The 22,636-nt window shown below is 49.5% G+C and carries 19 protein-coding genes and 1 other RNA gene; 17 read left to right on the forward strand and 3 right to left on the reverse strand.

Features of this window, described 5'->3' with window-relative positions:
- The gene (locus tag ACN0TF_RS09495; RefSeq protein ID WP_417441720.1) at window positions 1-351 is read right to left on the reverse strand and encodes a YraN family protein; all 351 of its coding nucleotides are present in this window, start codon (window positions 349-351) and stop codon (window positions 1-3) included.
- A complete protein-coding gene (locus ACN0TF_RS09500) occupies window positions 329-2,215 on the reverse strand; it encodes a penicillin-binding protein activator (protein ID WP_417441721.1) in 1,887 nt (628 codons plus the stop codon). The genes ACN0TF_RS09495 and ACN0TF_RS09500 overlap by 23 nt, the downstream gene beginning before the upstream one ends.
- A 75-nt stretch (window positions 2,216-2,290) precedes the next feature.
- Between ACN0TF_RS09500 and rsmI the strand changes: the two genes are divergently transcribed.
- Window positions 2,291-3,145, forward strand: a complete 855-nt coding sequence (gene rsmI / locus ACN0TF_RS09505; protein ID WP_417441885.1) for a 16S rRNA (cytidine(1402)-2'-O)-methyltransferase — start codon at window positions 2,291-2,293, stop codon at window positions 3,143-3,145.
- A 46-nt stretch (window positions 3,146-3,191) separates the two neighbouring features.
- An RNA gene (gene rnpB, locus ACN0TF_RS09510) (RNase P RNA component class A) lies at window positions 3,192-3,541 on the forward strand.
- Between the two features lie 12 nt (window positions 3,542-3,553).
- Here the strand turns inward: rnpB and ACN0TF_RS09515 are convergent.
- Window positions 3,554-5,692, reverse strand: a complete 2,139-nt coding sequence (locus ACN0TF_RS09515) for a putative bifunctional diguanylate cyclase/phosphodiesterase (protein WP_417441722.1) — start codon at window positions 5,690-5,692, stop codon at window positions 3,554-3,556.
- A 224-nt stretch (window positions 5,693-5,916) separates the two neighbouring features.
- Between ACN0TF_RS09515 and mraZ the strand changes: the two genes are divergently transcribed.
- The 15 genes from mraZ to ftsZ are packed head-to-tail and all read left to right on the forward strand — an operon-like array spanning window position 5,917 to window position 22,602.
- Window positions 5,917-6,375 (forward strand): division/cell wall cluster transcriptional repressor MraZ, encoded by a 459-nt coding sequence (mraZ, locus tag ACN0TF_RS09520; RefSeq protein ID WP_011233688.1) that lies wholly within the window; start codon window positions 5,917-5,919, stop codon window positions 6,373-6,375.
- Window positions 6,375-7,322 (forward strand): 16S rRNA (cytosine(1402)-N(4))-methyltransferase RsmH, encoded by a 948-nt coding sequence (rsmH, locus tag ACN0TF_RS09525; protein WP_417441723.1) that lies wholly within the window; start codon window positions 6,375-6,377, stop codon window positions 7,320-7,322. Before mraZ ends, rsmH begins: the two co-directional genes overlap by 1 nt.
- Window positions 7,315-7,632: a cell division protein FtsL gene (gene ftsL / locus ACN0TF_RS09530; protein WP_417441724.1), complete on the forward strand. Its 318-nt coding sequence runs from the start codon at window positions 7,315-7,317 to the stop codon at window positions 7,630-7,632. Before rsmH ends, ftsL begins: the two co-directional genes overlap by 8 nt.
- On the forward strand, window positions 7,623-9,356 hold the full coding sequence (locus ACN0TF_RS09535; RefSeq protein ID WP_417441725.1) for a peptidoglycan D,D-transpeptidase FtsI family protein: 1,734 nt from the start codon (window positions 7,623-7,625) through the stop codon (window positions 9,354-9,356). The genes ftsL and ACN0TF_RS09535 overlap by 10 nt, the downstream gene beginning before the upstream one ends.
- Window positions 9,353-10,819 carry a UDP-N-acetylmuramoyl-L-alanyl-D-glutamate--2,6-diaminopimelate ligase gene (murE, locus tag ACN0TF_RS09540; RefSeq protein ID WP_417441726.1) on the forward strand — a complete coding sequence of 489 codons (1,467 nt, stop codon included), beginning with the start codon at window positions 9,353-9,355 and terminating at the stop codon, window positions 10,817-10,819. Before ACN0TF_RS09535 ends, murE begins: the two co-directional genes overlap by 4 nt.
- Entirely contained in the window at window positions 10,816-12,219 is a 1,404-nt protein-coding gene (locus ACN0TF_RS09545) for a UDP-N-acetylmuramoyl-tripeptide--D-alanyl-D-alanine ligase (protein ID WP_417441727.1), read from the forward strand. The genes murE and ACN0TF_RS09545 overlap by 4 nt, the downstream gene beginning before the upstream one ends.
- Window positions 12,213-13,295 carry a phospho-N-acetylmuramoyl-pentapeptide-transferase gene (gene mraY / locus ACN0TF_RS09550; protein WP_417441728.1) on the forward strand — a complete coding sequence of 361 codons (1,083 nt, stop codon included), beginning with the start codon at window positions 12,213-12,215 and terminating at the stop codon, window positions 13,293-13,295. The genes ACN0TF_RS09545 and mraY overlap by 7 nt, the downstream gene beginning before the upstream one ends.
- 6 nt (window positions 13,296-13,301) lie before the next feature.
- The gene (gene murD / locus ACN0TF_RS09555) at window positions 13,302-14,693 is read left to right on the forward strand and encodes a UDP-N-acetylmuramoyl-L-alanine--D-glutamate ligase (protein WP_417441729.1); all 1,392 of its coding nucleotides are present in this window, start codon (window positions 13,302-13,304) and stop codon (window positions 14,691-14,693) included.
- Window positions 14,677-15,906: a putative lipid II flippase FtsW gene (gene ftsW, locus ACN0TF_RS09560; protein WP_417441730.1), complete on the forward strand. Its 1,230-nt coding sequence runs from the start codon at window positions 14,677-14,679 to the stop codon at window positions 15,904-15,906. The genes murD and ftsW overlap by 17 nt, the downstream gene beginning before the upstream one ends.
- The gene (gene murG / locus ACN0TF_RS09565) at window positions 15,903-16,991 is read left to right on the forward strand and encodes an undecaprenyldiphospho-muramoylpentapeptide beta-N-acetylglucosaminyltransferase (RefSeq protein ID WP_417441731.1); all 1,089 of its coding nucleotides are present in this window, start codon (window positions 15,903-15,905) and stop codon (window positions 16,989-16,991) included. Before ftsW ends, murG begins: the two co-directional genes overlap by 4 nt.
- Window positions 16,984-18,456 carry a UDP-N-acetylmuramate--L-alanine ligase gene (gene murC, locus ACN0TF_RS09570; RefSeq protein WP_417441732.1) on the forward strand — a complete coding sequence of 491 codons (1,473 nt, stop codon included), beginning with the start codon at window positions 16,984-16,986 and terminating at the stop codon, window positions 18,454-18,456. Before murG ends, murC begins: the two co-directional genes overlap by 8 nt.
- A complete protein-coding gene (locus ACN0TF_RS09575; RefSeq protein ID WP_417441733.1) occupies window positions 18,446-19,375 on the forward strand; it encodes a D-alanine--D-alanine ligase in 930 nt (309 codons plus the stop codon). Before murC ends, ACN0TF_RS09575 begins: the two co-directional genes overlap by 11 nt.
- Before the next feature lie 2 nt (window positions 19,376-19,377).
- Window positions 19,378-20,124 carry a cell division protein FtsQ/DivIB gene (locus tag ACN0TF_RS09580; RefSeq protein WP_417441734.1) on the forward strand — a complete coding sequence of 249 codons (747 nt, stop codon included), beginning with the start codon at window positions 19,378-19,380 and terminating at the stop codon, window positions 20,122-20,124.
- A gap of 6 nt (window positions 20,125-20,130) precedes the next feature.
- On the forward strand, window positions 20,131-21,363 hold the full coding sequence (ftsA, locus tag ACN0TF_RS09585; RefSeq protein ID WP_317503810.1) for a cell division protein FtsA: 1,233 nt from the start codon (window positions 20,131-20,133) through the stop codon (window positions 21,361-21,363).
- A 39-nt stretch (window positions 21,364-21,402) separates the two neighbouring features.
- Window positions 21,403-22,602 (forward strand): cell division protein FtsZ, encoded by a 1,200-nt coding sequence (gene ftsZ, locus ACN0TF_RS09590; protein ID WP_011233702.1) that lies wholly within the window; start codon window positions 21,403-21,405, stop codon window positions 22,600-22,602.
- The last annotated feature ends 34 nt before the right edge of the window (window positions 22,603-22,636 follow it).

Genomic DNA, 22,636 nt, shown 5'->3' on the forward strand with positions numbered 1-22,636 from the left:
TCAGAATGCGTCCTTAAACCATTCAATTTTTGTTGGCTGACCCACAATTGCAATTACGTCGAAACGTATGGCTGCAGTATGTTCATCGATATTATTACTGAGTAAGTAGTGACGAGCCGTGTGTCGAACCCGTCGGCATTGCTGCGGTTGAATCTGTTCGATAACCGATGCAAAGCTCTCATCATCGCGGAATTTCACCTCGCAAAACACCCAGTAATATCCGTCTCGGGCAATGATATCAATTTCACCACCGTCAATACGGTAATTTTTGCAAATAATTGTAAGGTTATTTTTCTTCAGAAACTCGGCTGAGAGTAATTCTGCGCGCTTACCGGTAACGACTTCCTGCATTGTCTGCTTCCTTAGCTAAGGTGATTTCTCCTTTGCTAAAGGTAGCCCAAATAAGCTTCCGCTGAACCACTGAGTTATCGATATGCAGTTCGCCACTTAGACCGGACCAGACCAACCCTGGCATGCGGTTCATCATTTGCAGTCGTTGACTCAAGGACACGCTGTCGTAACCCATAGCGGTTAAACGAGCCAGCGACAACCCCCAACCACTTCGCAGCTCAAGCCACTGACTTAGAAGTATATTTTTCCCTGAGTTTTCAATTAACCAGGGAATATCTGAGAAAACAATACCATTAAGATCTGAATCACCTAAACGATTTCTTAGTTCATGGGTAGCAGAGCTGGCATAGACCTGAATAGGTTCCGCAAATGGGGAAACGCTGACATCAATAAAAGGTTTTAACAGACGCGTCTGTTGTAGATTACCCGGCAGATAAATAGCGCTAATATCTCGCCGGCTGCGTTCTTGTTCATCGACAATAATTTTCCCTGCTGCAATTTTAACTGCGCGGATACGTTGCTGACTGTCAGTTAAACCCAGTGAACGCTCCACTGTGGCTTTCATATCTTCGCGCTCAGAGAAGTAAGAAACCTTGGGGTCTCCAGCTTCGTTATTGTCCCAACTCGACTTAAAGGCATCAACCATTCTGCGGCCACTGGAGCCATCTGCGGTAATGACCAGTGCGCTTTTCGATTCGGGAAATTGCTTGTTAATTTGTTGTGCGGCTTGCTGCGCTTCACTGTCGGGACTTAATGCGAAAAACACATTGGTCAGTGAATTTTGAGCTAAATCCTCATCGTCTATCTGATTAAGATAAACCTGAGGAATACCCGCAAGAGGCTGCTTTGCCCAAGCCGCTACTTTGTCTTTTAAAAGTGGCCCAATAATTCCAACGGGACTCAGGTCCTGTATTTGTTCTTGTTGTGACTTTATATCGTCTATTTCGCTGTCAATGAAAACAACTCTTAGATTTTTCATTTCACCAGTGCGGGCGATAATTCCGTCACGCACTGCCTGGCCCTGTTGTTTATAGCGGCCGGATAAAGGCAATAATACCGCGAGGGTGGTTTCCTGGGGGAGCTGCTCGGCTTCCTGTTCCAGTTCTGACGGCTTTAATGATGGCTCAAGCCACACGTTAACCAGTGCAGCAGCATCGTGGTTTGGGAAGCTTTGCTGCCACTGATTTAAGTAAGACTCCAGACTGTCCGGTGAGGTCATCGCCTGATGGTGATAATCCACCAGTCGCCACCAACCTGCCAGGGCTAAGTCATTAGGCCGCTGTTGCGGGAGCTCTGTTCGTTTAATCCGACGGGCAATGGACCAGACCGTATCTGTATTTGGCTGTTCCGCAAAGCGTTGAGCATCAACCTGCCAGACCAGCGACTGCCAGTAGTCTTGTTGCTGATAGGCCGCCTGAGAGAGTAGTTGCAGGCTAAGAGCGCGAAATTCTCTTTGATTAAACTGAGTGGCTACATCGTCTAACTCTTCTATTACCTTTGACCAAATTTGCTGCTCTGCGGCCCAACGGGCTTTCGCAAGGCGGTAATATTTTTGACTGTGACGGGTAATTTTTTGCGCACTTAATTGCGAAAGAATAGCGGCCGCCTGTTGCCATTGTTGCTCACTTTGAAAAGCGTTAGCAGCTCGTATTAAAGCGGAGTGTTGCTCAACTTCATTTTCTGCAGAACCGGCTTCTTGCAACCAGTCCCGGGCTGATTTTTCTTCTTTTAAGCTTAACTCCTGATCAGCAACATCGACTGTTTTCGCCGGCTTATCTGCTGATCGGTCAGGTGCCGAGGTACACTGGGTTAATACCAGTAATGCCATTAGAGCTAAAAGTACAAATGAATGAGTTCTAAACACTGTAAGGTTCCGCTTTGGTGCCTGTTCGGTGATACTATAAACGGCATTGACGTTGGAAACAAACAGAGACTGATTATGGCAGAGCAGGGCATTCTTTATATTGTACCGACACCTATCGGTAATTTAGGCGATATAACGGAAAGAGCAGTTAAAACATTGGCTGAAGTAGCAGCCATTGCTGCAGAAGATACAAGACACACACGCAAACTCATGCAGCATTATGGCATACAGAATGACGTATTCGCTCTACACGAGCATAATGAGACTCAGCGTGCAGACGCGGTTATCGAACGTTTACAACAAGGTGATTCGCTGGCATTAGTCAGTGATGCGGGTACGCCACTTATTAATGACCCTGGTTATGTTCTGGTGCATCGTTGCAGGGAGCAAGGGCTTAAAGTTATCGCGTTACCGGGGGCCTGCGCCGTTACGGTTGCGTTGTCTGCGGCTGGGCTACCCACAGACCGTTTTGCGTTTGAAGGCTTTTTGCCATCCAAGCCTCAGCAACGTCGGGCAAAGCTGGAAGCTCTGAAAGCAGAGCCGCGGACTGTTGTGGTGTATGAAAGCCCTCACCGAATCTTGCATACGCTGGCTGATATGAACGTGGTTTTAGGCAGTGGTCGGCAGGTAGTACTTGCACGCGAGCTGACCAAGCAGTTTGAAACTTACTTAAGCGGCACTGCGGCTGAGCTACTGCAGGTTTTAACCGACGATACAAACCAACAGCGCGGCGAAATGGTTTTGCTAATAGCACCTGCGCAGTCAGAAACTGATGTCCGTGACGGCCCGGGAGAAGCCGCTAAGCGCACGTTGCTGCTGTTATTAGAAGAGTTACCGTTAAAGAAAGCGGCAGCCATGACCGCAAAAATTCATGATGAGCGGAAAAATGAACTCTACCAGTGGGCGCTTGAGAATAAAAAGAATGAGTGAAACAAAGATTGAGTTAATGCCTGCTGCAGCGTAGAATCCCCCGCGGAGAGCTGGCCAGACAATCGCCGCCTGTTTACAGGGGGAGGAAAGTCCGGGCTCCATAGGGCAGGGTGCCAGGTAACGCCTGGGCGGTGTAAGCCGACGACCAGTGCAGCAGAGAGTAAACCGCCGATGGCTGCTTGCAGCACAGGTAAGGGTGAAAGGGTGCGGTAAGAGCGCACCGCGCAGCTGGTAACAGTTTGTGGCACGGTAAACTCCACCCGGAGCAAGGTCAAATAGGGGTTCTTTGGCGCGGCCCGCGTTGAACCCGGGTAGACTGCTTGAGGGTCAGGGCAACCTGACCACTAGATGAATGATTGTCCACGACAGAACCCGGCTTATCGGCCGGCTCTCCACCTTATTAGGGTTTTAAAACTGCCAGTCCTTTAGAAGTTTCAGTAACTCATTGAGCGGCAATGGCTCACTAATAAAGTAGCCTTGTGCGAAATCGCATCGTTGTTGCTGCAGTAACTCCCATTGTTGCCGGGTTTCAACACCCTCAGCAATAACGTTAATATCCAAAGCCCTGGCTACCTGCAACAACGCATCCAGCAGTGCTACCTGCACTTTGTTTTGAGGTGCCTGATGTAAAAAACTACGGTCTATTTTTATATAATCAACAGGATATCGCTGCAGGTAATTAATACTGGAATAGCCGGTCCCAAAATCGTCAATTGCCAACTGCACTCCCTGAGACCGCAAATAATGTAAAATTTGCAACTGTCGTTGTTTATTACTCATTAACAGCGACTCGGTAATTTCAAAGGTTATGCAGGTATTCGGTATTCCATGCTGACTAATGCAGGACAACCATCGTTTGGCCGACTCCATATCGTTAAGCTCACGCTCGGAGCGGTTAATAGAGACTTCAATGGGGTATCCGGACTTGTGTACGACAGCCCAGTCAACGCAGGCTTGCTCCAGAACAAACTGGCCTAGTTCATGAATAAGCCCCGTACGTTCAGCAACCGGAATGAATTCAGCGGGCGAAATCATGTTTCCATCTTCATCCTGCCAGCGCAACAGAGCTTCGCATTTACTGATTTTTCCGTTACTGAAGTCGATGATGGGTTGATAAACCAAAGAAAACTCATGCCGCTTAAGGCCTTCACGCATGCGTTTATGAATGGCATTCTGGCGTTCAGTTTGTTCTCTTAATTCGTCATTAAAAAAGTAATGTGTGCGTCGTCCTGCGGTTTTTGCAGCGTACATGGCAAGATCCGCGTTTTTTAATAGTTCAGAGGCTTTGATGCCGTCATCGGGGTATAGCGCAATACCGATACTGCAAGTTGTTTGAATTTGGTTCTGCCGTAAGTTAAAAGGCTCGCTTAACTGTCGGTTAATTTGGCTGGCAAGGTCATTGATTATTTGATGCGACGTAAAGCGGTTAATAACGACAACAAATTCATCACCACCAATACGGGCAATAAAATCTGAGCCCCGCAGTTGGTTTCGTAACCGATCAGAAACCGAGACTAAAAGCTCGTCGCCAGCATCATGGCCGAGGTTATCGTTAACCTCTTTAAAGTGATCAAGGTCGATGAACAGAATTGCAAAGTGCTGCTCCCGGCCTTTCTGGGTTAACTGGTTAAGGTAGTCGACAAAAGCCCGGCGATTCGGTAAATCAGTTATCGAGTCAAAATGCGCCTGATGGTCAATTGTAACAAGCGCCGAGCGTAGCCGGTTCTGCGTGGTCACCAAATTGTACATAAAGGCGGTCATTAAAAAGGACAACAGCAGTCCGGCGATAATGATGATCCAATAAATGCTGCCGCGATCGGCCCAAACCGTATTTTTAGGAGCCAGCGCTAATATCCACTTGCCGGTTGAAACCGCGACTTCAATAGCGACGTAGTCTTCCTCCCAGAGCGAAGCATCACCAGAGTCAAAAAGGTTGTCACCGTTGCTGTTTTCTTTTTTTAACGCAAAAAGATAATCGTCGACCGAGTCCAGGCCGCTGCTGGCAATTAAGTCTCCTATATCAATGACCACGGCAATCATGCCCCAGAGCTGACTGTCATTGATAAAAACAGGCGCTCTGGCAATTAACGCCCAGCCTCCTTGTATTAAGTTAACCGGTCCATCAATAACAATTCGTTTTTTCTGAATAGCTTCCTGAACGCTTTCGAACTGCTCCGGAGAAGTGCGGTAATCAAAACCCAGAGCCGCTTTATTTGGAGCCAGAGGGTAAACAAACTCGATGATCAAATTAGGTGCTAACGCTACGTGACGTACCGGAACATCGCCATCAATAAGCTCCTGCATTAGCAGCCGGTAACGCTCAGAGGAAATATCTGGCGAGAGCTTAATCTCGGCCTGTAGCGCACGAGCCGTAGCTAACGACGAGTTGATCTGACCTTCCAGCGCGGCGCGGAGTTTACCTAAGCGTTCGGTAGCTACCCGCTTGCGTGACTCTACTACCTGTGAGTGCTGGTTTTCAGCAAACCAGATAACACCAGTTACCAGAATGCAGAAGCTGATAAAAATAACGAATAAGTAGCGTTTCATTAAGTACCGTTGCTCACCAAAACTGAAATGAGTATCGCACAAAAATTATACGAGCTCTAACGGAAAAATAATTTTACGCGTTGCATCAACCGCTTAATGAAAATTTACCGTCAAGGCCTGACAAATAGAGAGGTTTTTTCTTGACAGTGGGAAAGAGAGACACCTAGACTGTAACATTGTGGGGATTTGTGGATAATAGTGGATCGCAATGATCAGGTGGGATCATGTTCCGAGGTGCAACAACATTAAGTCTGGATAGCAAAGGGCGGTTAGCCATACCGGCTAAATATCGTCATGCGTTGTCATTAGACTGTGAAGGCAAAATGGTCTGCACGATTGATATTAAGCAACCGTGCCTGTTGCTGTACCCGCTCCCCGAGTGGCAAATCATTGAGCAAAAGCTTACTCGATTATCCAGTATGAACCCTGCAGAACGTCGCCTACAGCGACTTCTTTTAGGCCACGCTGACGACTGTGAAATGGATAAAAACGGTCGTTTGCTCCTGTCAGCTCCGTTGAGACAACACGCCGGTTTAGAGAAAAAACTGATGCTTGTCGGGCAGCTGAATAAATTTGAAGTTTGGAATGAAGACGCCTGGCACGAACAAGTGGCGCAGGACATGGATGTTGAACGCGAAGGTGACTTTACTCTCAACGAACGACTAGAAGACTTTTCATTATAATGATTACAACGTCACCGCAACACGTTTCGGTGCTACTGGAAGAGTCGATAGAAGCATTAGCGACTGATCCGAAAGGCACATACATTGACGCCACATTTGGTCGTGGTGGACACACGCGTGCGCTGCTCAACCAGTTAGGTGACGACGCCCGCGTTATTGCCCTGGATCAGGACCCTGAAGCTATTGCTGCGGCTGCAGCTTTTGCTGATGACCCCCGTTTTCAAATTATCCACACCCCTTTCTCAAACCTGCAACAGGTGCTTGACGATCTGCAGTTGAACCAGCAAGTGACTGGGATTCTATTTGACCTTGGCGTATCTTCCCCACAATTAGATGACGCTGAGCGTGGCTTTAGCTTTATGCGGGACGGACCTTTGGATATGCGGATGAACACCACCAGTGGTGAAACCGCAGCCGAATGGCTTAATCGCGCAGAAAAGGATGATATTAGCTGGGTTCTGAGAGAATACGGAGAAGAGCGTTTTGCCCGCCGTATTGCCAGCGCTATTGTGATGGATCGCGAGAAAAAACCATTTACCCGCACCAAAGAACTGGCGGAAATGATTGCCCGTGTGAGTCCGGTAAAAGAAAAGCATAAACACCCAGCCACACGAACCTTTCAGGCTATCCGCATTCACATTAACCGGGAACTGGAACAAATAGAACAGGCGCTGGACGCTTCTTTGTCTGGTCTGAAAGAAGATGGTCGACTGGTGGTTATTAGTTTCCACAGTCTGGAAGACCGTTTAGTAAAACGTTTTATTCGTAAGCATAGCGAAGGAAAGCAGTTACCTCCTGGCTTGCCGGTAACTGAAGCCGAGCGCAATAAAGATAAAGCGCTGGAGAAAGTTGGTAAAGCGATTAAGCCGGGTAAAGCGGAAGTGCAGGTTAATCCTCGTTCGCGCAGCTCTGTGTTGCGCATAGCAAGGAGGGTTCGCAATGACTAAGCAACGCTATCCCAGCCTAATGAAAATGTTGTTGCAGGATTTGTTGCAGCATAAGTGGGTTTTGCTCCTGAGTGTGGTGGTTATCGGCAACGCGTTAAGCATTGTCTACACCGCCCATCTGAACCGCCAGCTAACCGGTGAACGTGATGATTTATTATCGCACCGGGATACTCTGGATAGAGAGTGGCGGCATCTTGTGGTGGAGCAAAACGCACTGACTGAACACAGCCGGGTTGAACGTATTGCGCAGGAACAACTGGGCATGCGGGACGTTGAGCCAGAGCAGGAGGTGTTGGTTTCATGGCAGTGAATCGTCGCAATAAACGCACAGAGCCAGCCGGTACTCGTTGGCGTTTTTACACCGCAGTATTCTTACTGTTCGGTGTATTTTCTGTGTTAATTGCACGCGCAGCTTATATCCAGGTGATAAGCCCCGATGCTTTTTCACTGCAAGGCGATATGCGCAGTTTAAGGGCATCCAGTGTTGCGGTTCAGCGAGGCACTATTGTTGACCGTAACGGAAGAGAACTGGCGGTTAGCGTGCCGGTAGAAACCGTATGGGCCGATCCCAAACGTATTGCCGAACGCGAGGCTTTAGCTGACGAACGTCGCTGGCAGGCACTGGCTGAAACTTTTCGCATGAACCGTAACGAACTGGTCAGTAAAGTGGACGACCCGTCAAAACGTTTTGTTTATCTGCAACGCAAAGTGACGCCATCAGAAGCCGATTATGTGAAGCAGTTGAAAATTCCCGGTGTGTATTTAAAAACAGAGTCACGCCGTTATTATCCTACCGGTGAGATCAGCTCTCACTTAATCGGTTTAACAGACATTGACGGTGCCGGGCAGGAAGGCCTGGAGCTTCTGTACGACGAACATTTAACCGGTACGCCGGGTAAACGAGTTTATCGCAAGGACGCAGAAGGACGGGTTGTTGAAGAAATTAGCCAGACAGATGCACAACAACCAAAACAGCTGACACTGAGTATCGACCAACGTGTTCAGGCAACCGCTTATACCGAATTAAAAAAAGCCGTGCGCTACAATCAGGCAACTTCGGGTTCAGCGGTAGTACTGAATGTCGAAACCGGTGAAGTGCTGGCTATGGTCAATAGCCCGTCTTTCAACCCTAACAACCGTTCCGAGCTGCAGTCTTTCCGAATGCGTAACCGGGCGGTAACCGACAGCTATGAACCTGGCTCTACAATGAAGCCGCTGGTCGTTCTGAGTGCGCTTGAGAACGGACGTCATAAAGCCGGCGATACCATTGACACCAGTCCGGGCTGGCTCAGAATTGGCGGACGCCGGGTTAGTGACCCACGAAATTATGGCGAGCTGTCACTGGCTGAGGTGCTGGAACATTCTTCGAACGTGGGCGTCACAAAAATCGCACTGGATTTAGGTATTGACTCTTTATTGCAAACCTATGCAGACGCAGGCTTTGGTAATGATACAGGTGTCGCCTTATTGGGTGAGAGCATCGGCATACTGGGTGACAGAAGACGCTGGTCAGATTTTGAAACAGCAACCCTTGCTTATGGCTATGGTTTGTCGGCAACAACGCTGCAACTGGCTAATGCCTATAGCATTATCGCTAATGGTGGAAAAAAACGGCCGCTGACGATTTTCCGACAGGAATCACCGTTACCGGCAGAGCAAGTGTTTAATCCGGACAATACCCGGGCGGTTATGCATATGATGGAAACGGTGGTGCGTGATGGTACTGCTAAAGCGGCGCAGGTTCCGGGCTACCGTATTGCAGGTAAAACGGGGACAACCCGAAAAACCAAAGCAACAGGCGGTTATGGTGACGAATACGTAGCACTCTTTGCCGGAATAGCTCCGGTTAGTGACCCCAAAGTGGTTGTGGTTGTGACCATAAACGAACCGGGTACCGACGACTATTATGGCGGCACGGCCGCGGCTCCAGTGTTTTCAAAAATTGTATCGCAAACCATGCGCTTACTGAATATACCGCCAGACAACGTAGATGACACTCAGGTGCACGCTGCGGGCTTTGGGGGTGATAAATGATGAAACTTACCGAGTTGCTGACTATGCTGCCAGCGTCATTCTCCATTCCTGATGTTACCGTTAGCGGTATAAAGCTGGATAGTCGGCAAGTTGCTAATGGCGATGTTTTTGTCGCTATTCCAGGCTACGAGACTGACGGCCGGGCTTATATTGATGCGGCTATTGATGCTGGTGCAGTAGCCATTATTGCAGAAGCCCCGGGAATGGCGGTTGAACACCGCCGGGGCGTAGTCGTTATCGGTTTTAGTGGCGTTCGTGAGCACCTTTCTCGTATCGCTGGTAATTTTTTCGGCCATCCATCAGAAAAAATGAAGCTGGTTGGTGTGACCGGAACCAATGGCAAAACGTCAGTTACTCACATTATGGCGCAGCTGGCAAAAGTTCTGGGTATGGAAGCGGCAGTTATTGGTACAACTGGCAGCGGCCTTATTGGTCGTTTATTACCGGAGCGTCATACCACACCAGATGCCGTTACCGTCCAGCAACGTCTGGCCACGCTATTAGCTGAAGGTGCAGAACTGGTTGCTATGGAGGTGTCGTCACACGCACTGATACAGCGTCGTGTTGAAGCTTTACACTTTGCCGGCGCAGTCATTACCAATATCAGCCGGGATCATCTCGACTATCACGGCACCATGGAAAATTATGTCGCCGCAAAACAACGGCTATTTGCCGATTTTGGGGTGCAAAATCGAGTGGTTAACGCCGACGATGATACGTTAAGCCAGTGGCAGCAGGATGATTTAGCCGATTTATGGGTAAGTCTTAATGCCAGCCCCAACGAACCCTGCCTGCAGGCGACTGGCGTTCAGTTCCATGAGCAGGGCTCGGTGTTCAGCTTAAACTGGCAGGGGGAATCCTGCGTCGTTGAAACGCCATTACTGGGGCGCTTCAATGTTTACAACTTACTCTGCGCGGTTGCTGTGTTGCTGAAACTGAATAAGCCTCTTGCGGATATCGGCAAAGCCTGTGGCAGTTTGCAGCCCGTTCCCGGACGGATGGAAGCCTTTCATAATAACCAGTCACCGCTGGTGGTGGTTGACTACGCGCATACACCGGACGCTTTGCATCAGGTACTGAGCGCGTTGCGGCTGCACTGCAAAGGCCGTTTGTGGTGTGTGTTTGGCTGCGGCGGCGACCGTGACCGCGGTAAGCGTCCGCAAATGGGTAAAGTCGCGGCAGATTACGCAGACGTTGTTGTAGTTACCGATGACAACCCGAGAACAGAGCCTGCGGAACAAATTATTGAAGATATTCTGACCGGCATTGCGGATAAAACTCAGGTTAAGGTTTGGCCGGGTCGCCGCGAGGCGGTTATACGCGCAATGCAGGAAGCCGGAAAAGATGACGTTGTATTGCTAGCTGGTAAAGGGCATGAAGACTATCAGGTTATTGGTACTCAACGCATTGACTATAACGAACGAGCGGTAGTCAGCGAATGGCTGCAAGGAGACTGCGCATGATCTCAGTATCACTGAAATGGATTGCGGAGCAGGTGGAAGGCCGCCTGATTGGCTCTGATTGTACAATTGACAAGGTGTCTACAGACACAAGGGCAGATTTAAAAGACGCGCTCTTTATTGCCTTGAAAGGCAGAAACTTTGATGCTCACGACTTTGTCGAGCAGGCGCTGGCTAAAGGCGCTGCTGCAGTTATCTGCGAAAAACAACAAAACAGCGAGTGCCGTCAAATTATTGTTGAGAATAGTCGCCATGCGCTGGGTCGCTTAGGAGCGGCAATTAAAGCGAAGATAGGACCGAAAACGGTAGCGGTTACCGGCAGTAACGGTAAAACCACAGTGAAAGAAATGCTGGCGGGCATTTTATCGATTCAACATCCGGTGCTGGCCACTCAGGGGAACTTTAATAATGATATTGGCGTTCCGCTGACTTTATTAAGGTTAGAGGAAAATCATAAATACGCTGTCGTGGAGTTGGGTGCGAATCATCCGGGCGAAATTGCTTACACCACCGATTTAGTCAAGCCTGATGTCGCCATATTGAATAATGTAAGTGCAGCGCATGTTGAAGGTTTCGGAAGTTTACACGGGGTTGCCCGTGCTAAAACTGAAATTTTCCGTGGAGTGGGTAGCCAGGGAACGGCCATTACTCCGCGCGATTCCGAGTTTTATCCTTGCTGGCAACGCGCCTGCGCAGACATGAAGTGGAAGAGCTTTGGTTTAACCGACAACGCTGATGTTTATGCAACTGACGTGGTATTGAACAGTGACGGACAACCTGCCTTTACTCTGCATTTGGGCGGTGAAACGAAACATATTGAACTGAAGTTAAGTGGTCGTCACAACGTGCTTAATGCGCTTTCAGCAGCCGCTGCAGCAAGTGAGCTGGGCATATCGCTGGATGACATTGTTACGGGGCTGCAAACGGTTGAGCCAGCTCAAGGGCGTTTGACAACTATAAAAGTGAGTGATCACTTACGTATTATTGATGACACCTACAACGCCAGTGTGGCTTCGACCAAAGCGGCTCTGGACTTACTGGGAAGTTATCAGGGGTATCGCATTTTTGTATTGGGCGATATGGGCGAGTTAGGTGCCGACGCGCGCGCTTACCACGAGGACATTGGCGAACACGCCATAGGCACCGGTATTGATAACTTATACAGCCTTGGCGTACTCAGTCAAAGTGCCAGCGAGGTCTTTAACGGCCACGGAGGCAAGCACTTCGGTAGCTTACAGTCGCTGGTTGAATCTGTTTTACAAAGACTTACAGAACAGACAGGCAAGCAACCTGTCACAGTGCTGGTTAAAGGCTCACGCTCCGCACATATGGAGCGCGTTGTTGCAGCAATACAGCAGGCTGTCACGGTCAGTGACAGCATAGAGGATAAGCACGCATGTTAGTTTGGTTGGCGGAGTACCTAACCCAGTTTGAAAGCGCGTTTAACGTGTTTTCCTACTTAACCTTGCGGGCAATACTCAGTGTTTTGACCGCACTGGTTTTGTCGTTGTGGTTAGGACCAACATTAATTCGCCGTTTGCAGCGTTTACAGATAGGGCAAACGGTACGGGACGATGGCCCGGAAAGTCATTTAGTAAAAAGTGGTACGCCGACTATGGGCGGTGTATTGATACTGGCTGCGGTTCTGGGTTCCTCACTATTGTGGGCCGACTTAGATAACCGTTATGTCTGGGTGGTGTTACTGGTTATTACCGGCTTTGGTATTGTTGGCTTCGTCGATGATTATCGCAAAGTTGTACGCAAAGATCCGAAGGGGTTAATCGCTAAATGGAAGTATTTCTGGCAGTCGGTTATTGCCAGTGTGGCTGCCGTTTACCTTTACTGGAGCAGTACTCAGGGCGCTGAAACCGCTCTTCTCGTTCCATTCTTTAAAGACGTTATGCCGCAGTTGGGCATGCTTTATATGCTCATGGCCTATTTTGTCATTGTCGGTACCAGTAATGCCGTCAACTTAACCGATGGTCTGGACGGTCTGGCCATTATGCCAACCATTATGGTGGCTGCTGCACTGGGTATTTTCGCCTACGTGTCCGGCAATGTGAACTTTGCTGAATATCTGCAAATTCCTTATTTGCCACTGACCGCTGAATTGTTGGTGGTGTGCACCGCTATTGTCGGAGCGGGTCTCGGGTTTCTCTGGTTCAATACCTATCCTGCGCTTGTCTTTATGGGCGACGTGGGCTCGTTGGCGCTGGGAGCTGCGCTTGGCATTATCGCGATATTGGTCCGGCAGGAACTGGTGCTGTTTATTATGGGCGGCGTGTTTGTCATGGAAACGGTCTCGGTGATGCTGCAAGTGGGCTCCTATAAGTTGCGGGGCAAGCGCATTTTCCGCATGGCGCCTATTCATCACCATTACGAACTAAAAGGGTGGCCAGAGCCGCGGGTAATTGTTCGCTTCTGGATATTGTCGCTAATTTTTGTACTGATAGGACTCGCAACTTTGAAGTTGCGTTAAAAAATAATGACTAAAATAGCCTGGCAGAACACAAAACACATTGTTGTCCTTGGTCTTGGAAAGACCGGGGTGTCTGTGCTGCGCTATTTACAAAATAAACGGCAGCAGGATAAGAAGCTCGCCGAGGTGCAAATTCAGGTTTTCGATTCGCGTGAAAACCCTCCGGGTCTGGAAGAAGCAAAACAAATACTGGGCGATGCAGAACTGCTTAACCGGCATTGGGAATTAGAAGACACCTTAGCGGCGGACTTAATTATTACCAGTCCGGGAATCGATTTACGTGAAGACCCGATAGCTCTGGCGCGTGATGCAGATATTCCGATTGTTGGTGACGTCGAGCTGTTTGCGCAGGAATCAAAATTGCCGATAGTGGCGGTAACCGGTTCTAATGGAAAATCGACAGTAACTCGCATGGTGGAGTTTGTTGCAGAGCAATGCGGCAAGAGTGTGGCTGCTGCGGGTAATATCGGCGTACCAGTACTCGAGTTGCTGCTGCAAGAGCAACAGCCCGATGCTGTAATACTGGAGCTTTCCAGTTTTCAACTGGAGTCAATTTCCAGCTTAAAACTTAAGGCCGCGGCGCTTATGAATATTAGCGCCGACCATATGGATCGTTACTGCACTCTGGATGAATATGTAAAAGCCAAGCAACGCATTTTCACTCATGCAAAAACCTGGATACTGAACCGTCAGCAGCAGGATACCTGGCCACACCCCGTCACCGGAAAATTAATGACCTTTGGTAATGATTCGCACCCCAAACACTTTGGCTTGCTGTCTGGAAATATCGACCGTGTTAGTGGACCGGTTGCCGTGACTTTCGATGGCAGTGTCGTACTGCGGGCAGATCAATTGCAGCTGCAGGGCATCCATAATCTGGTGAATGTGCAGGCAGCTCTGGCTTTGTGTCAGGCAATAGATATTGATATTGAAGCCGCGGTTCGTGCGGTAAAAGAGTTTAAAGGCCTGCCGCATCGCTGTGAATTAGTCAGTGACAACAACGGTGTGCTCTGGGTTAACGACTCAAAAGCGACAAATATTGGTGCTACTGCCGCCGCGGTTGAAGGCCTGAGACCAATGATAAATGGACGTTTATTGCTAATAGCTGGCGGTGTTGGTAAAGGAGCAGACTTCCGTGAGCTGCAACCGACTTTGGAACGGGTCGATATTCTATTAACCATAGGTGAAGACGGGCCGCGCATTGGTCAGTTATTTAACGGCTCACGACAGGTGAAAAGTTTACAGCACGCAGTGGAACTGGCGGCGTCTTTAGTGCAAACCGGCGACATGGTGTTGTTATCGCCTGCGTGCGCGAGCTTTGATCAATTCAAGAATTTTGAGCATAGGGGCGACAGTTTCCGTCATGCAGTGGAGGCGCTTTATGTCGACAGTGCGTGAAGAACAGCTAAATCTTGAGATACCGGCTACCGCCGCCGATAGTCGCTGGCAGAAACTGATTAACTGGTTTCAACCTAAAACCAGTCAGCCGCTATACGACCGTATGCTGTTTACCCTGGCAATGGCGTTGCTGGCATTTGGCTTTGTTATGGTCACCTCCGCATCGTTACCTACAGCAGAGCGGTTAACAGGTAATCCGTTCCATTTTGCTATTCGCCACGGCATTTATATTGTTATTAGCTTAGCTGTTATGTTGGCGACTTTACGGGTACCCAGCAATAGCTGGAATCAGCAAAGTGGCAAGTTGCTGTTGCTTGGGTTAATTATGCTGCTGATGGTTTTGGTTATCGGACACGAAGTTAACGGTTCGCAACGCTGGATAAAAGTGGGACCAATTACTTTTCAGGCGGCAGAAGTCGCTAAGCTGTTTTTCTGTATTTATATGGCCAGTTATTTGTCCCGTCGGGAAGACGAGGTCAGGGAAGCGACTAAAGGCTTTATAAAACCTCTGGCGCTATTGTTTATCGCCGCAGTGCTGTTACTAATGCAACCGGACTTCGGAACCGTGGTTGTATTGTCGGCAACAACCGTGGCCATGCTGTTTTTAGCTGGCGCGAGGCTGTGGCAGTTTTTTGCGGTATTCATTACCTGCGTACTGGCTTTAATTTTACTGATCATCGTTGAACCTTACCGGATGCAACGGTTGCTAACTTTCCTGGAGCCGGAGAAAGACCCGTTCGGTGCCGGCTACCAGTTAATGCAGTCACTGATTGCTTTCGGTCAGGGGCAGTTCAGTGGTGCCGGTTTGGGTAATAGCATTCAAAAATTACAGTATCTGCCGGAAGCTCACACGGACTTTATTATGGCCGTTGTCGCTGAGGAACTGGGTTTTCTTGGCGTGCTGGCAGTTATTGCCACCGTATTAATGTTGGTATGGCGAGCTTTAATTATTGGCCGCCGCTGCTTAATGCAGGAACAGCGTTACGGCGGTTATCTGGCTTACGGTATTGGTATTTGGTTTAGTATCCAGGCCTTTGTGAATATCGGTGTTGCGTCCGGAGCGCTACCAACCAAGGGATTGACGTTGCCGCTGGTAAGCTATGGTGGTAACAGCCTGATTATCTCGGCTCTGGCCGTTGGACTGTTGTTACGCATAGACCATGAACGCCGGATGCTGGGTCGTAAAGTGGCACCACGTGGAGGTGCCGAATGAATAAAGTCTTAATAGCAGCAGCAGGCACTGGTGGTCATATTTTTCCGGCGTTAGCAGTGGCAGAGCAGCTGCGCGACAACGGCTGGCAAGTTGACTGGCTGGGTACGCAGGAAGGTCGTTTAGAAAGCCGGGTGATTCCGGCAGCTAATTTCCCTTTACACAGCATTAGTATGACCGGAGTTCGCGGTCACGGGCTGAAAAGAAAGCTGCTTATGCCATTCACTTTGGCGAAAGCGGTTTTACAGTGTCGGCGTTTACTGAAGACGCTGCAGCCACAGGTAGTGGCAACCTTTGGTGGTTATGTCTGCGCGCCAATGGGGTTAGCGGCAAAACTACTCGGTATCCCCTTAGTGGTGCACGAACAAAATGCCATACCAGGCATGACGACAAGACTGTTAGCTCCCAGAGCAAGCAAAGTTATGCTGGGGTTGCCGGTTGCGCTCCCGCAATGGCAACAGTACCCGGTTGTTGGTAATCCACTGCGTAAGGGGTTATTGGCACAAGCGGCTGAACAGACAGAAAAATCAAATACAGACGGAGCCTTGAATATATTGGTGGTTGGCGGAAGTTTAGGTGCGCAGGTATTGAACGAAGCCGTGCCGGAAGCCGTCAAAACATTAGAAGGTGTCGAACTGAACGTGGTGCACCAATGTGGTGCTCAGCGTGAGGCGGCAACTGAAAAGGCTTATCAGGGAACGTCGGTGCTTAAAACGCTTAAAGTTACCGAATTTATTGAAGATATGGGCGACGCTTTTAAAAATGCAGACTTAGTTATTTGCCGTGCTGGCGCGTTAACCGTATCGGAGTTGGCGGTAATGGGCGTAGCGTCCATTCTGGTGCCACTGCCACACGCTGTGGATGACCACCAAACCGCTAATGCAAAGGTTTTAGAAAGCCATGGTGCGGCAGTTTTATTGCCGCAAACTGAAGTAATGGAAGGCGCATTGAAACAACAGTTAAAACGTTTATTGCATGACAGACAACAACTGTGGACAATGGCGCGTTTCGCTCGCCAGTGTGCGATGCCAGAGGCAACGCAACGACTGGTGAATGAATGTATGGAATATAAACAGAGCGATGACTAGCATGACCGCAACCAACGCACAGCCATTTACTATTGTGAACGTCCCGGAAATGCGCCGGGTACAGCGAATACATTTCGTTGGTATCGGTGGTGCGGGTATGGCCGGTATTGCAGAAGTTCTGTTAAACCAGGGCTATCAAATTTCGGGTTCAGATATTGCCGAGAATGCCAATACTGATCGTTTGCGTAGCCTTGGAGCGACGGTGGTTCTGGGGCATATGGCGAACAATATCGAAGGTGCCAGTGTGGTTGTGGTATCCAGTGCGATAAAAACGGATAACGCTGAGCTGGTTGCAGCACACCAGTTGCGGGTGCCGGTGGTACGCCGCGCAGAGATGCTGGCCGAGCTTATGCGCTTCCGTCACGGTATTGCGGTAGCCGGTACGCACGGTAAAACCACAACCACGTCATTGGTTGCGAGTATTTTTGCCGAAGCGGATCGCGATCCAACTTTTGTTATAGGTGGCTTGCTCAATAGTGCCGGCTCGAATGCTCGCTTAGGTAACAGTAAGTACCTCATTGCGGAAGCCGATGAGAGCGATGCATCTTTTCTGCATTTGCAGCCAATGGTTGCCATAGTCACTAATATCGAAGCGGACCATATGGACACCTACGAAGGTGATTTCAATAAGCTGCTGGACACCTATGTTGAATTTTTGCATAACCTGCCGTTTTACGGTTTAGCGGTTATGTGTGTCGATGACCCGGTCGTAGCCGATTTAATTCCGCGACTCGGGCGGCAGACAATGACTTACGGTTTCAGCGAAGCTGCTGATGTACGGGCAATAAATTATAAGCAGACCGCCAGTGAGAGCTGCTTTACCATTTTACGCAAAGGGCTGAAACCACTTGATGTGTGCCTGAACCTGCCGGGCAAGCATAATGTATTGAATGCTTTAGCTGCAGTAGCTGTGGCAACAGATGAAGGGATTAACGACGAAGCCATTAAATCAGCATTGAACAAATTTGAAGGTATCGGCCGTCGTTTTCAGCATTACGGCGACTTTGCCATCTCAGATAAAGACTCGAACAAAGAGTCGGGTGAAGTCATGCTGGTCGATGATTATGGCCACCACCCTTCAGAAGTTGCTGCCACTATTCAGGCCGCGCGGGAAGGCTGGCCGGAACGCCGTCTGGTAATGGCATTTCAACCTCACCGTTACTCACGTACACGGGACTTATACGAAGACTTCGTTAACGTGCTGTCGCAGGTTGACGTATTGCTGATGCTGGAAGTTTACAGTGCCGGAGAAGCGCCGGTAAGTGGTGCTGACAGCCGCTCATTATGTCGTTCGATACGTCAGCGCGGGCAGATAGACCCGGTTTATGTGGCAACCGTGGATGATATGCCCGAAGTGCTTGAGTCGGTGTTGGCTCCCGGAGACTTGCTGTTAACTCAGGGCGCGGGGAATATTGGTGCATTGGCCAAGCGAATTGCAACGGAGGTGTTGAGCAATGAAAGCTAATGCCTTTGGTAAAGTGGCGGTTATGCTGGGCGGTACTTCGGCTGAGCGTGACGTTTCTTTAAAATCCGGAATGGCCGTATTAAAAGGCCTGGTGGCGAAAGGCATTGATGCTCACGCATTTGACCCGGCAGCTCATAGCTTACAGGAGCTTGTGGAGCAGAAGTTTGATCGGGTGTTTATCGCTTTGCACGGGCGTGGCGGTGAAGATGGCAGTATGCAGGGGGCCCTGCAAATAATGGAAATGCCTTACACCGGCAGTGATGTTCTGGGCTGTGCACTGGGTATGGATAAAGTGCGCTGTAAGCAAATTTGGCATTCACTGGGTCTACCCACAGCCAATTGGCGAGTGGTGATACAAACTGAAATAGAGCAGGTGAACGCGGAAGCTATGCTGCGGGAGCTCGGAGGTCGGGTCATTGTAAAACCAGCACGCGAAGGCTCTTCTATCGGTATGAGCATTGCCGACAACGGACGAAGCCTGGCATTAGCGTTGCAGCACGCAGCACAGTTCGATGACGACCTTTTGGTCGAACAGTGGGTTGAAGGTGCGGAATACACCATTGGCATATTGGAAGGTAAGGCATTGCCGGTTATTCGGCTGCAAACGCCACATGAGTTTTACGACTTTGAGGCCAAGTATCAGGCAAATGATACCCAATATCACTGCCCGGCAGGGCTAAGTGATGGCGACGAAGCCAGTTTACGCGCGTTGGCTGAACGCGCTTTCGCGGCCATTGGCGGCAGCGGCTGGGGACGTATTGATGTAATGCGTAATAATGCGGGCGAGTGGTTTTTGTTAGAGGCCAATACGGTACCGGGAATGACAGAGAAAAGTCTGGTTCCTATGGCAGCAAAAGTTGCAGGTTTACAATTTAATGACTTAGTGGAGCGCATTTTAGCGCAAACGCTGGAGCGCTAACGATGGCTGCTGAACAGCGCCTGCGCTCAGTTAATTTTTGGTCAGGTGTGGTCGTGTTATGCCTGACAATAGCAGGGGCACTGGTTGGTATCTATCAGTTAAATGAAGTACTGACGGACGAACAACAAGTACCACTGGCTGAATTGAATGTACAAGGCGAGTTGCATTACACCGCCAACGAAGAAGTAAGACAGGCACTGACAGCCGAGCCGTTAGGCAGTTTTTTTACGGCTGATGTGGATGACTTAAGACGTCGGGTAGAGCAGTTACCCTGGGTGCAAAAGGTCTCTATTCGCAAGGTTTGGCCGGACAAGCTGTCGGTTTATGTGACGGAGCACAAACCTGTAGCCATGTGGAACGGCGATCGGCTTATAAACCAGCACCAGGAGGTTTTCCGGGCTGATATAGAAAAAGCAGATAGCAGTTTGCCACAGCTGTTTGGCCCGGAGAATGCGGTGAAGGAAACCTGGAAAGAGTTTAACCGGGTGCAGCAAATGCTGGAGGTTAATGGCTTTCAGATAAGAGCGTTGAGATTAACCGAACGCTTTGCTGTCAGCGTTGTTTTGGCACAGGGAATTGAAGTGAAATTAGGGCGGGAAGCCACATTAGAAAGAATAAAACGGTTTATTGATGTGTTTCCCAGCATCGTTAAGCATGAAAAAAGTAAAGATAACGAAATCGATACTGTGGATTTACGATACGACACCGGGGCCGCAGTGGCCTGGCGTGAAGCAAAAAGTGAGAGTTAGACAGCTATGTCGAAAACATCGGAACGCAATATGGTTGTAGGTCTGGATATAGGCACCAGCAAAGTGACTGCGCTTATCGGCGAGTTGCTGCCTGATAATGAGATCAGCGTTGTTGGCGTTGGCACGGCTACGTCGCGGGGAATGGACAAAGGCGGCGTGAATGATTTGAACCTGGTTGTTCAGTCTGTTCAGCGGGCCGTTGATGAAGCTGAACTAATGGCTGACTGCCGCGTTGCGTCGGTTTACCTGAACATTTCAGGGCGTCATATTTCCTGTCAGAACGAAAGTGGCATGGTGCCAATTAACGAAGCCGAAGTAACGCAGGACGATGTCGACAGCGTGATTCACGCCGCGCAGTCAGTGCCTATTGCCAAAGAGCGTCGTATTTTGCACGTATTGCCGCAGGAGTATGTCATTGACTCGCAGGAAAGCATCCGCAGCCCCATTGGTATGTCGGGTGTTCGCATGGAGTCAAAAGTGCACATTATTACCTGTGCAAATGACATGGCGAAAAACATTATTAAGGCGGTAGAACGCTGCGGTTTGTCGGTGGATAAACTGATTTTCTCAGCGTTGGCTTCCAGCATATCGGTGCTGACTGACGATGAAAAAGATTTGGGTGTGGCGCTGGTCGATCTAGGCGGTGGCACCATTGATATTTGTATATACGCGGGCGGTGTATTGCGTCATACCGCGGTAATTCCGGCGGCCGGTAATCAGGTTACCAGTGATATTGCCAAGATATTCCGTACGCCGACCAACCACGCGGAAGAAATTAAGACCAAGCACGCTTGTGCGCTGCGACAAATGGTCAGCATGGAAGACACCATTGAGGTGCCTTCGGTGGGTGGTCGCCCGTCGCGGGTAATGTCGCGTCATACGCTGGCCGAAGTGGTCGAGCCGCGTTATCAGGAGTTGTTTGAGCTGGTCAGGGATGAAATTCAGCAAAGTGGTTTAGACGAGCAAATTGCAGCCGGTGTTGTGATTACCGGTGGTAGCGCCAAAATGGAAGGTTGCGTAGATTTTGCCGAAGAAATTTTTCAAATGCCGGTTCGTATCGGCGTTCCTCTGGGTATGAAAGGCCTAAGAGATTACGTCGAAGATCCGGTTTATGCCACAGCGGTGGGACTGTTACGGTATGGGCAGGAAGATGCCGCTGTGTCACAAAAAGAAAGCTCTAAAACTGACGTGATCGGACTCTGGCAGAAAGTGCAGAGTTGGTTCAAAGGTGAGTTTTAACTTGGGGTAGCACGTTAAAAGCAGGTAGGGAGAATTATTATGTTCGAACTGATGGACAATTATGAAAGCGAAGCCGTCATTAAGGTGATTGGCGTCGGTGGTGGTGGCGGAAACGCTGTCCAGCACATGGTGAAAGAATCAATTGAAGGTGTGCAGTTTATTGCAGCCAATACCGATGCGCAGGCTCTGCGTAATCATACGGCAGATGTCACCATTCAATTAGGGCAGGACATCACTAAAGGTCTTGGCGCTGGCGCCAACCCGGAAGTGGGTCGTCAGTCGGCAGAAGAGGACCGCGAGAATATCCGAGTCCACTTAGAAGGTGCCGACATGGTCTTTATTGCAGCTGGCATGGGCGGCGGTACCGGAACTGGTGCGGCACCTGTGGTTGCTGAAGTTGCCAAAGAACTGGGTATTCTGACCGTTGCCGTGGTGACTAAGCCTTTCCCGTTTGAAGGGAAAAAACGCATGGCCGTAGCCGACGAAGGTATTAATGCACTGGCACAAAGTGTCGACTCGTTAATTACTATACCAAACGAGAAGTTGCTTAAGGTTATGGGTCGTGGAACCAGCTTGCTGGATGCCTTCAGCGCAGCAAACAACGTATTGTTGGGTGCGGTTCAGGGTATTGCTGAGCTGATTACTCGTCCGGGTCTTATTAACGTCGACTTTGCTGACGTTCGCGCGGTTATGAAGGAAATGGGTACCGCGATGATGGGTACCGGTGTTGCCAGCGGTGAAGACCGTGCGCAGGAAGCTGCGGAAATGGCCATTAACAGCCCGTTACTGGAAGACATTGATTTGTCTGGTGCTCGTGGCGTTCTGATTAACGTGACCGCAGGCATGGACATGAGCATTGAAGAGCTTGATACCGTGGGTAATACGGTTAAAGCCTTTGCTTCAGATAACGCAACGGTGATCGTGGGTACGGTTATTGATACTGAAATGTCTGATGAGCTGCGCGTAACGGTTGTCGCTACAGGTATTGGTGCGGAACGTAAGCCCGATATCTCTTTGGTGAATAATACCAACCAGACAACGGCTAAGCGTGAACCGCAACCGGCTTATCGGAGTAATGATATAGACCGCGGCGGTGCAGCACCTCGTTATGAGGAGCAGGAAGAGCTGCAACCGGAAGCCAAAGCGGAACCAAAACGTCAGCCCGCTGCCAAAGCTAAACAGGATAAAGAACTCGATTACCTGGATATTCCGGCTTTTTTGCGAAAACAGGTCGACTAAATTGACGTAACGCTTGATAAGTATGCGTAAAATT

Origin of the sequence: Idiomarina sp. (assembly GCF_048265525.1) — a bacterium.
Classification (GTDB): domain Bacteria; phylum Pseudomonadota; class Gammaproteobacteria; order Enterobacterales; family Alteromonadaceae; genus Idiomarina.